Here is a 12,848-nt window from a genome sequence, read left to right as displayed (position 1 = left end):
CACGGCGTTGGAACCGGGTCGGTACCGTCAAGAAGGCTGCTTGACCTGGCGGTATTTACGGGTAAGTACCCGAGCGGTACCGTGTGGGCATGCCAGCTCTCAACGTGGAGTTCAGCGACCGCGAGCTAGAGGACCTGCGGCAGATCGCCAAGGAGCGCGGTACGTCGATGAAGGCCCTCGTACGGGAGGCGGCCGCGGCCGACATCGCGCGGCACCGGGCGCTTCAGGAGGGCGCGGAGGCGTTCCGGCGGTTCTTCGCGACGCACGCCGACGAGTTCGCCGCCGCGTTCCCCGACGACGAACCGTCGGCCAAGGGCGAGGGGCGGGTCGCCTGACGCATGCCCACCGTCATCCATATTGACGTGCCCTGGCTGCTCCAGCGCCATGAGGAAGTCCTGCCGGACCAGCCCACCATCAACGACTTCTCGGCGTTGGTGGCAGCCGTCGCCCGGCACCGCGTCGACCCGCCCCGCCTCGGCGTCGACTCCGATCCGGCCTGGCGGGCCACCGCCCTGCTGCACACCCTCGCCCTGCTCAAGCCGTTGCCCTCGGCCAACGCCCGCTTCGCCTGCGCCACCGCGGTCGCCTACATGTTCGTCAGCGGTGTCGGCATCGATCCGCCCTACGGCGCCCTCGTCGACCTCGCCCGCGATCTGATCTCCGGCAAGACGGATGTGTACGGCGCGGCGGACCGGTTGCGGTCCTGGCAGATCTGACGGGGAGGTCTGACAGAGAGGTCTGACGGGGCGATCTACCGGTCCTCGTCGAGCCGGGCGCTCTCCTCCTGGGCCTCGGCGCCGTCCTCGCGTGAGGTGTTGTCGGACGCGGTGAGGCTGCCGAGCAGTCCCAGCAGTTCCGCGCTGCGGCTGCCCGGCTCGGCGTGGAAGACGACCACGCTCAGCGTGTCCGTGCCCGGGATCTCGAACTTGTTCGACCGCAGCTCGAAGTCACCGACCAAGGGGTGGCTGAGGAGACTGGTCCGGCCGACCATCGGGCGTACCTCGTGGCGGCTCCACAGCAGTCGGAACCGGTCGCTGCGGACGGACAGTTCGCCGACCAGCTCGACGAGGCGTGGATCGTCGACGTCGGGTCCGATGTGGCCGCGCAGGGTCGCCACGCCCTCGGCGGTCAGCTCCTCCCAGTCGCGGCGCAGCGCCTGCTCGGCAGGGTCGAGGAACACCGCGCGCAACAGGTTCACGCCGGGGACGTAGTTCGGGGACAGCGCCCGGCACAGCGCGTTGGCCGCGAGGCAGTCCGTGAACCGGTTCTGCACATACGCGGGATGGCCGACCCAGGTGTCCAGCAGCTCGCGGACGCTCGCCGGCACCGCCTCGGGCCGCCTGGCCCGTCTGCGGGACACGGCCGGCCGTTCCGGCTGCGCCAGGCCGACCAGGTGCGCGGTCGCTGAGGCGTCCAGGCGCAGCACCCGGGCGAGTGCCTCCAGGACCTGTACCGACGGGTTGCGGTCGCGGCCCTGCTCCAGGCGCAGGTAGTAGTCGGAGCTGATGCCGGCCAGCAGCGCGACCTCCTCCCGGCGCAACCCCGGCACCCGCCGCAGTCCGCCGCCGCTCAGACCCACGTCCTCGGGCCGGACCCGCTCACGGCGGGCCCGCAGAAACTCGCCGAGCGCGTTCTTGCTGTCCACACCCACCACCGTAGGTCCGAATCCCCGGAGGTGGGTGTCCCTGTCACTACCAGGAACATCCGGGTACTGCCTGCTCAGCCGGTACGGGCGCAGAGTCGGTGGCGGGACGAACAGTCCCCACGCAGCTCTCAGTGAAAGGCGCGCCATCATGGCCGACACCGTCTCCGGCGGCACCCTCACCCCCGCCGAGGGCCTCACCCTCACCCGCATGGGATACGGCGCCATGCAACTGGCCGGCCCCCATGTGTTCGGCCCACCGAAGGACCGCACCGAAGCGGTGGCCGTCCTCCGTGAGGCCGTCGAGCGGGGCATCACCCACATCGACACCAGCGACTTCTACGGCCCCGTCGTCGTCAACGAGATCATCAGGGAGGCACTCCACCCCTACCCCGACGACCTGCACCTCGTCACCAAGGTCGGCGCCCGGCGCGGTCCCGACGGCAGCTGGATCATGTCCCGGCACCCCGAGGACCTCAAGGCCCAGGTGTACGACAACCTCCGCAACCTCGGGCTCGACGCGCTCGACGTGGTGAACCTCCGTGTGGGCGTCCAGGACACCGCCGACGAGGAGTCGATCGGCGACAAGTTCGGTGCCCTGGCCGAGTTGCAGAAGGCGGGGCTGATCCGGCACCTCGGGCTCAGCACCGTCTCCGCCGCCCAGTTGACCGAGGCCCAGGCCATCGCCCCCGTCGTCACCGTCCAGAACCTGTACAACCTGGCCAACCGGGACGACGACGCCCTCGTCGAGCGGTGCGCGGCGGAGAACATCGCGTTCGCCGCGTACTTCCCGCTCGGTGGCTTCACCCCGCTCCAGTCGCAGGTTCTGTCGGACGTGGCCGCGCGCCTGGACGCCTCGCCCCAACAGGTCGCCCTGGCCTGGCTGTTGCAGCGTTCGGCCACCACCGTCCTCATCCCCGGCACCTCCTCCCGCGCCCATCTGCGTGAGAACATCGCCGCCGCGGACCTGGTGCTGCCCGCCGACGCGATCACCGAACTCGACGCCATCGGCGGGCGGTTGGAGGACTCCACCGTATGAGCGTCGTCCTCGTCACGGGCGCCAACAAGGGCATCGGCCGGGCCACCGCGCGCCGTCTGCACGAACTCGGCCACACCGTGTACCTCGGAGCCCGCGACCCCGGGCGCGGCCGTGCGGCGGCGGCCGATGAACTCGGCATCACATTCGTCCAGTTGGACGTGACCGACGACGCCTCCGTCGCCGAGGCCGCCGCCGAACTCGCCCGCAGGGAAGGGCATCTGGACGTCCTGGTCAACAACGCGGGCACCGCCGAGGGCGATCCCAAGCCCGCGGACGCGACGGCCGAGGACATGCGGCGGATCTACGACGTCAACGTCTTCGGCGTCGTCCGCGTCATCCACGCCTTCCTGCCCCTGCTGCGGGCCGCCGAGGCGCCGTCGATCGTCAACGTCACCAGCGGCCTCGGCTCGTTCGGCACCGTCGGCGATCCCGCCCGGCACGAGAGCACGTATCCCACGCCCGTCTACGGCTCCTCGAAGGCGGCGGTGAACATGCTCACCGTGCAGTACGCCAAGGGCCTGCCCGGTATCCGGGTCAACGCCGTCGACCCCGGCCTCACCGAGACCGACCTGCACGGACAGAGCGGGCCCGGGATCCAGCCGGTGGACCTGGGCGCGGAACCCGTCGTACGGCTCGTCGGGCTGGGTGCTCAGGCGCCCACCGGCACCCTCACCGAGGGGGCCGGGGTCATGCCCTGGTGAGATGAGGGCGGGGGTGGGCCGCCCCCGCCCTCGGGGCCGCCGACCGAGGGCGGGAGGAGCAAGGTCGGCGGCCGTTTGGCGCGGGAGAGCCGCCGTCCAGCGCGAGGCCTCCGGGAAGGCCGATTCCAGTGGACCGCCACGTGGCGTGCGCCGGGAGCGTGCGCGGCGTACCGGCGTGTGCGTGTGCTTCACACGGGGCGCATGGAAAGTCGAAAGCCGATGCGAGTGAACCGAGTTGTCACCGCGTCTGACTTACTTTCAAAGGTGAGGATGTTACCCAAGTGCCTTGTTGGGTTCGGTGGGTTGTGCAAGGGTGAAACACCCGCGCGGGGGCAAATGCCCGGGGCTCATTGACCTGTTGATGAACCGAATCCGAGGAATCCACTCCGTGTCCATCCCTCACCCCCCTCGTCCTCCTTACCCTCCGCCGAACGGCGGGGCACCCGAGGAATCCGACGAGACCCTGGCCGCCCGGCTGCGGGGCCGTCCGGAGGGCGAGGCCGTTCATTCCGTCGCGCTCCTCATGGCGCGGCACTGGCAGCCGGTCCAGGATTACGCGGCCATCTGTCTCGCCGCCACGGGCAGCGCCCCCGCCATGGCCACCGCGGCCGCCTTCCACCAGGTGTTCGACCGGCTGACGTTCGGCGAACACGGTGTGGCGCTGCGCCCCCGGCTGCTGCTGACCGTGCGCGACACGATCCGGGAGTGGTCCTCGGAAGAGCGAATATCCGGTGTTCTGCCCGACCTGGAGAAACCCTCCGGGGGACGGGCCATGCGTGTTGCCAAGTCCATGACAGCTGAAAATCGCAAGCTCGCCGAGCGGTCTTTCCAGACCCTCGCTCCGTTCTTCCAGTGTCTGTTGTGGCACACCGAGGTCGAAGCCGAGTCGATAACCGTGCCGGCGGCACTGCTCGGGATGGATACCGACACCGCGTCGGCCGCTCTCCAGCAGGCGCACGAAAAATTCCGCGAAGGCTGTGTACGCGCCCACCGGGAACTCGCGCTGACCCAGGATTGCCGCTTCTACAACCGCCTCCTCGACGTCCCGATTCGCCGCGGCGGCGCACTGCTGCCGGATGTCCAGCAACATCTGAACCAGTGCCGCTACTGCCGTTTCGCCGCCGAACAACTGAGTTATTTCGAAGGCGGGCTGGGAGTCCTGCTTGCGGAGGCGGTACTCGGCTGGGGAGCCCGCCCCTACCTCGCATCCCGCCCCGGCCGCGCCCGGCACGACGCGCGGACGAAGACCGCCTCCCGGCACGGCGGACACGCCGCCGGCGGCACGGGGCGGCATCGTCTGCTGTCCCGGCTTCCCGCTCCCGGCCGCCGTATCGTCGACGCGGCCCGGTCGGCGAGGTCGTCCCGGTCGCTGTTCGTCGGCGCGGGCCTGGTCGGTGCCGGAGTCCTCGCGACCGTCCTCGCCGTCAGCCTCTGGCCGGACCACAGTGGCACCGCCGGCCCGATCGCCTCCACCGGCGGGAGCGGCGGCTCCGGACACGTGTCATCGTCGGCGCCCGGCACGGCCCGGCTCCCCGCCGCACCCCAGCGCACGAGGCTGCAGAACGCCGCCGCCGACCTGTGCCTCGACATCCGGGGCACCGCGAAGGCCGGCGCCGGCACTACCCTGGCCGCGTGCTCGTCGGCGAAGACGCAGGAGTGGTCGTACGAGACCGACGGGCTGCTGCGCAGTGTCGCGAGCCCCGGACTGTGCCTGGACTCGCACGCGGACGCCGGTGTCGTCGTCCTCGGCACCTGCGCCGACGCGAAGGCCAAGCGCGGCAACGATGTCCGCTACGACCTCACCGTCCAGGGCGAGTTGCTGCCCCGCTGGCAGTCCGGGCTCGCGCTGACCTCCACCACCAAGGACCCCGGCGCCGACATCGTCCTCAAGGTCCGCGACGGCTCCGCCACCCAGCGCTGGCTCACCGACTCGGTGTCGGCCAGCCCCGGTTCGCTGTCGATCGCCGGCACGGGAGGACCATCAGCGCGCCCCGCGAAGATCGCGGACCGGCTCGGCTGACGACATCCTCGCCGTGGTGGGAGACGCGGGTCCGTGCCCTCGCGGGGGAGCGGACCCGCACCCGCGTCAGGACCCGGCTGCCGACTCGGTCAGGATCAGGGCCAGTTCGCGGGGCTGGGAGAACATCGGCCAGTGGCCCGTGTTCATGCGGACCAGCTCCCAGCGTCCGCTCTCGACCAGTTCGCCCACCGGGTCCATCAACTCGTCGCCGTCGAGCAGGCACTTGATATAGGTGGCCGGCAACTCGGCGAGCGGGCGGGACAGGATGGCCGGTTCGGTGAGGGTGGCGCCCGGGTGCGCGGTGCCGTCGGTGACTATGCGGGTGATCTGCTCGTCCGTGAGGTCCTGGCCGGCGTAGTCGGCCGGGTCCAGGGTCGGCCAGTCGCCGCCGTTCTCGTCGAGGGACTTCCTGATGTAGTCACTCGGGAAGCCGTCCAGGAACGACGTGCCGTCGACCGGCACGTTCGCATCGACGAACACCACCCGGGCCAGCCGGTCGCCGATCCGCTCCGCCGCCTGGCCGACAGGCACACCGGCGTAGCTGTGCCCGACCAGGACGACGTCCCGCAGATCGAGGCGCTCGACCTCGTCGACGATGTCCTGGACGTGGGTCTGCTGTCCGGCAGGAACCCCCTGCTTCTCCGCGAGCCCGGACAGGGTCAGGGCATGCACCTCGTGCCCGGCCCCGCGCAGCTCGGTCACCACCTCGTCCCATGCCCATGCACCGAGCCACGAGCCTGCCACCACAACGAATCGAGTCATGGGGCAAACGTAGACGGCGGGTCTGACAACGGCCCTCCGGGACGATCAGACCGCCCGTGCGACAGCCCGCACCGGCGCGCCGTCCGCCCCCGGCAGCCGGAGCGGGAACAGGAACAACTCCACGTCCGGGAGGCCCACCACCTGCTCCAGACCCGTGAGGTTCTCGGCGATCACCCCGCCCGCGCCGCACAGCACACGGTGGGCGGGCAGGTCGAAGTCGGCCGTCTCATCGCCGGGTTGGGGTGTCGGATCGACACTCAGCGCGTCGACCGCGACCGTACGGACGCCTGCAGCTACGAGGGCCTCGGCGGCCTCCGGGGTGAGCCACGGGTGGGCGAGGTAGTGGTCGGTGCCCCAGTACGCCGACCAGCCCGTGGCCAGCAGCACCAGCGAGCCCGGCCGCAGCCTGCGCAGCGCGGGCGCCAGCAGGTCGGGCGTGATCGGCGCCCGGGGCGGCAGCCCCCGCACGTCGGCCACCACCGCGTGCCCGGCGAAGCGGTCCAGGGGCAGTTCGTCGAGGCGGGGCCACGCGTCGTCCACGTGGTAGGGCGCGTCGACATGCGTGCCCGATTGCGAACCCAGGTGCAGCTGAAGGACGTTGACCCCGTCACGGGGGGCGCGCAGTGCGGGCGTGACCTCGACCGCCGGGTCACCGGGATACACGGGCATCCCGGTGACGACGGGCACTGACAGGTCGATCCAGGGGGACGGCATCAACTGCCCTCGGTGGCCAACGCGGGCGCCTCGGCGGCGGACTCCGCGCCGGGGCCGGTGATCGGCGGCACCGGGACCTCGACGGTACGGGCCAGCCGCGCGCCCTCGGGGCCGTACACGGCACGGGGTTCGGGGAACAGCCTCAGCAGCGACAGGAACAGCACGGCGGCCACGGCCAGCGACAGCGGCAGGCTGATGTCGACACCGTTCGCCAGGTCGCCGAGAGGACCGACGAACTGCCCCGGGATGTTGGTGAACAGCACACCGACCACGGCGGCCACCCACCAGGCGGTCATGCCGCGCCAGTTCCAGCCGTGCGTGAACCAGTAACGCCCGCCGCGCTGACGGCGGTTGAAGACCTGGAGCGCGTCCGGGTCGTACCAGCCGCGCCGGGTGTAGAAGCCCAGCATCATCACGACCATCCACGGTGTCGTACAGGTGATGATCATCGTGGCGAAGGTCGAGATCGACTGCACGAGGTCGAGGCCGAACCGCCCGATGAAGATGAACGCGATGGACAGCACACCGACCAGCAGCGTCGCCTGCACCCGCGACAGCCGCGGGAACACCGACGAGAAGTCGAGCCCGGTGCCGTAGAGCGAGGTCGTGCCCGTCGACATGCCGCCGATCAGGGCCAGCAGACAGACCGGCAGGAAGAACCAGCTGGGTGAGATCGCGAGGAGTCCGCCCACGAAGTCGGGGGCCGACGGGTCGACGTACTTGGGGGCCTTCGTGGCGATGATGCTCGCGGTCGCCAGGCCGAAGACGAACGGCAGCAGGGTCGCGATCTGCGACAGGAACGCGGCCCCGATCACCTTGCGGCGCGGGGTGTTCGCCGGGATGTAGCGCGACCAGTCGCCGAGGAACGCGCCGAACGACACCGGGTTGGACAGCACGATCAGGGCCGCGCCGATGAACGACGGCCAGAACAGCGACTGCGTCGCCGCGTCCGCCGAGGACGTGAAGACACCGGCGTACGACGGGTCGAAATCACCGGCGAAGGCGATCGCGCCGAGCAGGAACAGGACCGTCGCGGACGTCACGGCGATCTTGTTCACGAACAGCATGAACCGGAAGCCGTAGACGCAGACCGCGAGGACCAGTCCGGCGAACAGCGCGTACGCGACGACGTACGACAGCGTGCTCTGCTCCAGGCCGAACAGCCGGTGCGCGCCGCCGACCAGGGCGTCGCCGGAGCTCCACACCGAGATGGAGAAGAACGCGACGGCGGTGAGCAGGGACAGGAACGAGCCGACGACGCGACCGTGCACGCCCAGGTGCGCGGAGGAGGCGACCGCGTTGTTCGTGCCGTTGACCGGGCCGAACACCGCCATCGGGCAGAGGATCAGCGCGCCTACGACGACTCCGAGGAGCGTGGCCGCGAGGCCCTGCCGGAAGGAGAGGCCGAACAGGATGGGGAAGGCGCCCAGGACGCAGGTGGAGAAGGTGTTGGCGCCGCCGAACGCGACCCGGAACAGGTCGAGCGGGGTGGCGGTGCGGTCCGCGTCGGGGATGCGCTCGACGCCGTAGGTCTCGACCTCGGTCAGGGACTGGCTCGGCGCGGCGGGGGAGGGGGCGGGGGCGGGCTGCGAGGACAAGGGGGCTCCAGCGGGGGACGGCGGTGGAGCGCGTTGTGGCGCGGTGGCGGCGGGGACGGTCGTTCACGCGCGCGGGGTGGGCGGAGTGAGCGGATGCCGTCCTCAGGGTGTCTGCCGACGTTATGGCGGGCCGCAACACCCGCACCAGAGGACGGTTCATCCATCTTCCGTGCCGTGGGTGGAGGAATCATCCACCCGCGTTCCTATGCGCTGTCGCCCGGGGCGTCCTCCGGTTCGGCGTCGGGGCCCTGGGCGCGGACCCGCTGGACGTGTTCGAGGGAGTCGCGCAGTTCGCTGAGCCAGTCGTCGGTGTGCCGCTGGACGAGGCGGACGCACCAGGCGAGGGCGTCGCTGCGGCTGCGGGCCACGCCGGCGGCGATGAGGGTGTCGAGGACCTGGCGCTCGGGCTGGCGCAGCCTGGTCATGACGGGTGCGGCGATGTGTGTGAACAGGGAGCGCTCCCCGGCGCACTCCACACCCCACGAGACCTTCCTGCGGAACCGGTGCTCGGCCTCGCGGGCGAGTGCGATCCGGGTCTCCCGGGTGCGCTCGCGGAACTCCTGGACCCGGCCCTGGACGGCGGCCTCCTTCTCGGCGTCCGAGACGTCCTCGGCGAGCTTGGGCGCGGGGATGCGGCCGATCACGGTGACCTCCTCGCGGTCGACCGTGACCTCGACCAGTTCCTCGAAGAGGTCGTCGGGCAGACGGCCGGTGAACCAGCCGCGAAGCTTCTCCTGCTGCTCTGTCGTAATCATGTAATGACGATTACTCGCGAGCAGAGCGAACGCAAGGGGCTGCGGCGGAGTGCGCCGAGAGCTGAAGCGGAATGTTTCGGGACTGTTTCAGGACGATTGGCGAGCAGGGGTAAACCGGCCATCCGACCTGATTCGGCGATCAAGAACCCCGTGGTTCCGGGGTCCGCGCGTTCGAATTCTGTGACTTCGCGCCACTGATTCAACACGCAAGGTTACTGAAACCTGTGGGTGGGATGTGAGTTTCGGCGGCGGACTCGGCAGAGTGGCGCCCGCCGGTCCGGCACCGACCGAGCGGGACCGGCACCTCCTCGAACCGATCCGTTCGTGATCGGTTCGCGATCGATCTGTATCGAGCGGAAGGATGCACACAATGCGGAACACCGCGCGCTGGGCAGCGACCCTGGGCCTGACGGCCACCGCCGTCTGCGGGCCCCTGACCGGCACGGCTCTCGCGGCCCACGGCGCCAACCCGTCCGCGCTCTACGCCCCCTCAGCCCTGGTGCTCACCATGGGCCACGGCAACGACGCCGCCACCGTCACCCCGGAACGCGCGGTGACCCTCACCTGCGCGCCCACCGCCTCCGGCACCCATCCGGCCGCCGCCGAGGCCTGCGCCGAACTGCGCGGCATCGGGGGCGACTTCGACGCCCTCACGGCCCGCGACGACGTGCTCTGCAACAAGCTTTACCGCCCCGTCGTCGTCACCATCGACGGTGTCTGGCAGGGCAGACGCATCTCCTACGAGCGCGTCTTCTCCAACGAGTGCGTGAAGGACTCCTACGGATACGGAGGCGTCTTCACGTTCTGAGAGACCGGGGTCGCACGGTCTCCGTGAGCAACAGGGAGGGTCCGTAGCTGGGGAGTGCGCGCCCCTGTCGCGGAGCGCTGCGATCCCGCACCAGGGGTCGGCCGGGCAGTGTGGGGCTGCCCGCCGGCCCCTGGCATCATTCGGGCTTACCGGGAGGCCCCGGGGGTGCCGGAAAATCGCGGAGCGGCGGGAAGCGGCCCAGCAGTCCCGAGGCGCGCAGCAGCCGGTCGATGCGCGGCCCGTCGGAGACGATGCGCAGCCGGCCGCCGCGCTCCCTGGCCCGCCGCTCGGCCCGGCACAGTACGCGCAGCCCCGAGCAGTCGAAGAACTCGACGGGCCGCAGATCCACCAGCACGTCGGGCTCCGCGACCGCGGTCGCCGCGTCCAGGTGATCGGTGACGAAACCGGCGGTCGCCATGTCGATCTCCCCGGACACCTCGACCACGGTGAAGGAACCGCTCGACCGCGTGCGGGCACAGGAGTTGGCCGCCGGCCTGTCGCGTTCGTCCGCTTCCGCTGTCATGGCCGCTCCACCTCGGCATGGGGCGCATTCGATCTCGGTAGCTACCCCGGCGAGGGCTTGCGCATCCCTCAACTCGCCGTGCGCAAGATCTGTTTCACTCGACATGGTGAATTCCGGTCCGAAAGGTTGACTTTCTGTCAGTAAGAGGTCGTGCCGGGGTCCCAAGGCCGCCATCGCGGCCACCATCCGGGCACCGCCGCGCGGTAGCGGTCGTAGTCGGCGCCGAATCTGCGGGCCAGGTCGGGCTCCTCGTACCAGCGCGCGAACGCCCACATCAACAGCCCCGCACAGCCGCCGTACCCGAACAGGACCGGCCGCGCGAACACCAGGGCCTGGCCCGCGATCGTCGCGACGACCGCCACGTACATCGGGTTGCGCACGTACCGGTACAGCCCGCCCACGACCAGCCGCTCCGTCGGCGCGACCGGCGCCGGAGTGCCCAGCCCCTCGGCGGCGAACCGCGCGAAGGCCGAGAGCAGCACGGCCGCGCCGACTACCAGCGGCACGAGGCCGAGCAGCCGCAGCGGTGGCCACCAGTCACCGGTCCGCCATCCGGTCAGCCACCACGGCAGCAGTACGGCCACGGTGCCCGGGGCGAGCGCCAGGAAGAGCGAACTGCCCACTACCGCCGCCGATTTGCGCATACCGCCACCATGACGCCGAAGAGGGGCCGCCGTCTCCCTGCGGACGGCGACCCCTCGGTCTGTGCGGCTCAGCCTCGGGCGGAGCCGGTCACATGTGGACGACCGGTGCGGCGTCCGCGTCCTGCTGCGGAACCCCGCGTCGGTAGAGCGCGAGCGCGATCAGCGTGCCCGCGGCGAAGAAGCCCGCCGACCACCAGAACGCGGTGGTGTAGCTCTCGATCGTCGCCTGCGCCTGGACCAGCTTGCTGGACGCGTCCTTCCCGGCCAGGTAGTCCGTCGCGGCGCTCGCGGCCAGCGTGTTCAGCAGCGCCGTACCGATCGAACCGCCCACCTGCTGCATGGCGTTGACCGTCGCCGAGGCGACACCCGCGTCCTCGGCGGCCACGCCACCCGTGGCGAGTTGCATCGCCGGCGGCATCACCATGCCGAGACCGGCGCCGATCACGATCAGCTGCGGCAGGACGTGGGTCGCGTACGACGAGGTGGTCCCGATGCCGGTCAGCCAGGCCATGCCGACCATGGCGATGGCGAAGCCCAGCGGAATGACGACCTTCGGGCCGAGACGCGGCACGAGCATCGTGGTGCCGATCTGCGCCATGACCATCAGGGCGCCGATCATCGGCAGGAACGCGACACCGGTCTTGGTGGGGCTGAAGCCGAGGTTCAACTGGAGGTAGTAGGTGAGGAAGAGGAACACACCGAACATGCCCGCACCGGTGATCAGCACGGCGAGGAACGAGGCGCCCCGGTTGCGGTCGAGCAGGATGCGCAGCGGCAGCAGCGGGTGCGCGGCACGGTTCTGCCACCAGACGAAGGCCGCCAGCAGTACGACGCCCACGATCAGGAAGCCCCAGGTCTGCGGCGAACTCCAGTCGTGCGTCTCGGCGTTGGAGAAGCCGTAGACGAGGGAGAAGAGACCACCGGCGACCAGTACCGTGCCCGGGACGTCCAGCTTGGAGCCCGCGGCGTCGCGGTGGTTGCTGAGCAGGACCCAGCCGCCGGCGAAGGCGACGAAGGCGATGGCGACGTTGACGTACAGCGTCCAGCGCCAGTCGAACGCGTCGGTCAGCACACCGCCGAGCAGCAGACCCACCGCACCACCGGCACCGGCGATGGCGCCGTACACGCTGAAGGCCCTGGCGCGCTCACGGGCGTCGGTGAAGGTCGTGTTGAGCAGGGAGAGCGCGGCCGGCGCGAGCAGTGCGCCCGCGACACCCTGGAGGGCGCGTGCCGTGACCAGCATCTCGAAGCTGGTGGCCGCACCGCCGAGCGCGGAGGCGGCGGCGAATCCGACGACACCGACGAGGAAGGCGGTCTTACGGCCGAAGAGGTCGGCGATGCGGCCGCCGAGCAGCAGCAGGGAGGCGAACGCCAGGGCGTACGCGGTGACGATCCACTGCCGGTTGCCGTCGGAGAACCCGAGGTCCTTCTGCGCCGACGGGAGGGCGATGTTCACGATGGTGGCGTCGAGGACCACCATCAGCTGCGCTACGGCGACGATCGCGAGGATCCACCACCGCTTCGAGGAGGACGCGGGCTGCGCCTCCACGGCACCCGACCGGGTGCCTTCGGTCAGAGTCTTCTGGGACATCGGGAACCACTCCAGGGAAGTCGTTCGGGTTTACCAAAACGTAAACGAAAC

General features: G+C 70.5%; 14 protein-coding genes. 6 read left to right on the top strand and 8 right to left on the bottom strand.

Annotated features, from left to right (window positions below; genetic code table 11):
* The first annotated feature begins 89 nt into the window (after positions 1-89).
* Together OO70_RS15240 and OO70_RS15235 are read left to right on the top strand one after the other, a co-directional pair.
* A complete protein-coding gene (locus OO70_RS15240) occupies positions 90-335 on the top strand; it encodes a hypothetical protein (protein WP_019057811.1) in 246 nt (81 codons plus the stop codon).
* Between the two features lie 3 nt (positions 336-338).
* A complete protein-coding gene (locus tag OO70_RS15235) occupies positions 339-716 on the top strand; it encodes a toxin Doc (RefSeq protein ID WP_043670157.1) in 378 nt (125 codons plus the stop codon).
* Between the two features lie 35 nt (positions 717-751).
* Here the strand turns inward: OO70_RS15235 and OO70_RS15230 are convergent, their stop codons facing one another.
* Complete coding sequence (locus OO70_RS15230; RefSeq protein WP_043670154.1) at positions 752-1,645, bottom strand: helix-turn-helix domain-containing protein; 894 nt, start codon at positions 1,643-1,645, stop codon at positions 752-754.
* A 148-nt stretch (positions 1,646-1,793) separates the two neighbouring features.
* On the opposite strand from OO70_RS15230, the gene OO70_RS15225 reads away from it, so the two are divergent.
* The 3 genes from OO70_RS15225 (at position 1,794) to OO70_RS15215 (ending at position 5,402) form a co-directional block, all read left to right on the top strand.
* Positions 1,794-2,681 carry an oxidoreductase gene (locus OO70_RS15225; protein ID WP_051741261.1) on the top strand — a complete coding sequence of 296 codons (888 nt, stop codon included), beginning with the start codon at positions 1,794-1,796 and terminating at the stop codon, positions 2,679-2,681.
* Positions 2,678-3,382 carry an SDR family NAD(P)-dependent oxidoreductase gene (locus OO70_RS15220; RefSeq protein WP_043670151.1) on the top strand — a complete coding sequence of 235 codons (705 nt, stop codon included), beginning with the start codon at positions 2,678-2,680 and terminating at the stop codon, positions 3,380-3,382. Before OO70_RS15225 ends, OO70_RS15220 begins: the two co-directional genes overlap by 4 nt.
* Before the next feature lie 388 nt (positions 3,383-3,770).
* Positions 3,771-5,402, top strand: a complete 1,632-nt coding sequence (locus OO70_RS15215; protein ID WP_199827316.1) for an RICIN domain-containing protein — start codon at positions 3,771-3,773, stop codon at positions 5,400-5,402.
* A gap of 66 nt (positions 5,403-5,468) precedes the next feature.
* Here the strand turns inward: OO70_RS15215 and OO70_RS15210 are convergent, their stop codons facing one another.
* The 4 genes from OO70_RS15210 to OO70_RS15195 all read right to left on the bottom strand — a co-directional run bounded on the left by OO70_RS15210 (position 5,469) and on the right by OO70_RS15195 (position 9,231).
* Positions 5,469-6,164: an alpha/beta fold hydrolase gene (locus tag OO70_RS15210; RefSeq protein WP_043670145.1), complete on the bottom strand. Its 696-nt coding sequence runs from the start codon at positions 6,162-6,164 to the stop codon at positions 5,469-5,471.
* Between the two features lie 45 nt (positions 6,165-6,209).
* Positions 6,210-6,878, bottom strand: coding sequence for a cyclase family protein (locus OO70_RS15205; protein ID WP_043670142.1), 669 nt, complete (start codon positions 6,876-6,878; stop codon positions 6,210-6,212).
* On the bottom strand, positions 6,878-8,476 hold the full coding sequence (locus OO70_RS15200) for a purine-cytosine permease family protein (protein ID WP_043670139.1): 1,599 nt from the start codon (positions 8,474-8,476) through the stop codon (positions 6,878-6,880). The genes OO70_RS15205 and OO70_RS15200 overlap by 1 nt, the downstream gene beginning before the upstream one ends.
* 203 nt (positions 8,477-8,679) lie before the next feature.
* Complete coding sequence (locus OO70_RS15195; protein WP_043670136.1) at positions 8,680-9,231, bottom strand: hypothetical protein; 552 nt, start codon at positions 9,229-9,231, stop codon at positions 8,680-8,682.
* A 370-nt stretch (positions 9,232-9,601) separates the two neighbouring features.
* On the opposite strand from OO70_RS15195, the gene OO70_RS15190 reads away from it, so the two are divergent.
* On the top strand, positions 9,602-10,039 hold the full coding sequence (locus OO70_RS15190) for a protease inhibitor (RefSeq protein ID WP_043670133.1): 438 nt from the start codon (positions 9,602-9,604) through the stop codon (positions 10,037-10,039).
* 136 nt (positions 10,040-10,175) lie between these two features.
* On the opposite strand, the gene OO70_RS15185 is transcribed toward OO70_RS15190, so the two are convergent.
* From OO70_RS15185 to OO70_RS15175, 3 genes are all read right to left on the bottom strand, one after another.
* Entirely contained in the window at positions 10,176-10,562 is a 387-nt protein-coding gene (locus tag OO70_RS15185) for an STAS domain-containing protein (protein WP_043670131.1), read from the bottom strand.
* 137 nt (positions 10,563-10,699) lie between these two features.
* Positions 10,700-11,206 carry a methyltransferase family protein gene (locus OO70_RS15180; protein WP_043670128.1) on the bottom strand — a complete coding sequence of 169 codons (507 nt, stop codon included), beginning with the start codon at positions 11,204-11,206 and terminating at the stop codon, positions 10,700-10,702.
* Between the two features lie 88 nt (positions 11,207-11,294).
* The gene (locus OO70_RS15175) at positions 11,295-12,797 is read right to left on the bottom strand and encodes an MFS transporter (protein ID WP_043670126.1); all 1,503 of its coding nucleotides are present in this window, start codon (positions 12,795-12,797) and stop codon (positions 11,295-11,297) included.
* Between the last annotated feature and the right edge of the window lie 51 nt (positions 12,798-12,848).

It is taken from the genome of Streptomyces xylophagus (assembly GCF_000716435.1).
GTDB classification, from domain to species: Bacteria; Actinomycetota; Actinomycetes; order Streptomycetales; family Streptomycetaceae; genus Streptomyces; species Streptomyces xylophagus.
This window is presented reverse-complemented; position numbering and strand designations above follow the sequence as displayed.

Coding starts and splice junctions, on each gene's coding strand:
- OO70_RS15180 (WP_043670128.1), bottom strand. CDS start 11,206: ATGCGCAAATCGGCGGCGGTAGTGGGCAGTTCGCTCTTCCTGGCGCTC.
- OO70_RS15240 (WP_019057811.1), top strand. CDS start 90: ATGCCAGCTCTCAACGTGGAGTTCAGCGACCGCGAGCTAGAGGACCTG.
- OO70_RS15225 (WP_051741261.1), top strand. CDS start 1,794: ATGGCCGACACCGTCTCCGGCGGCACCCTCACCCCCGCCGAGGGCCTC.
- OO70_RS15185 (WP_043670131.1), bottom strand. CDS start 10,562: ATGACAGCGGAAGCGGACGAACGCGACAGGCCGGCGGCCAACTCCTGT.
- OO70_RS15175 (WP_043670126.1), bottom strand. CDS start 12,797: ATGTCCCAGAAGACTCTGACCGAAGGCACCCGGTCGGGTGCCGTGGAG.
- OO70_RS15205 (WP_043670142.1), bottom strand. CDS start 6,878: ATGCCGTCCCCCTGGATCGACCTGTCAGTGCCCGTCGTCACCGGGATG.
- OO70_RS15220 (WP_043670151.1), top strand. CDS start 2,678: ATGAGCGTCGTCCTCGTCACGGGCGCCAACAAGGGCATCGGCCGGGCC.
- OO70_RS15190 (WP_043670133.1), top strand. CDS start 9,602: ATGCGGAACACCGCGCGCTGGGCAGCGACCCTGGGCCTGACGGCCACC.
- OO70_RS15195 (WP_043670136.1), bottom strand. CDS start 9,231: ATGATTACGACAGAGCAGCAGGAGAAGCTTCGCGGCTGGTTCACCGGC.
- OO70_RS15210 (WP_043670145.1), bottom strand. CDS start 6,164: ATGACTCGATTCGTTGTGGTGGCAGGCTCGTGGCTCGGTGCATGGGCA.
- OO70_RS15235 (WP_043670157.1), top strand. CDS start 339: ATGCCCACCGTCATCCATATTGACGTGCCCTGGCTGCTCCAGCGCCAT.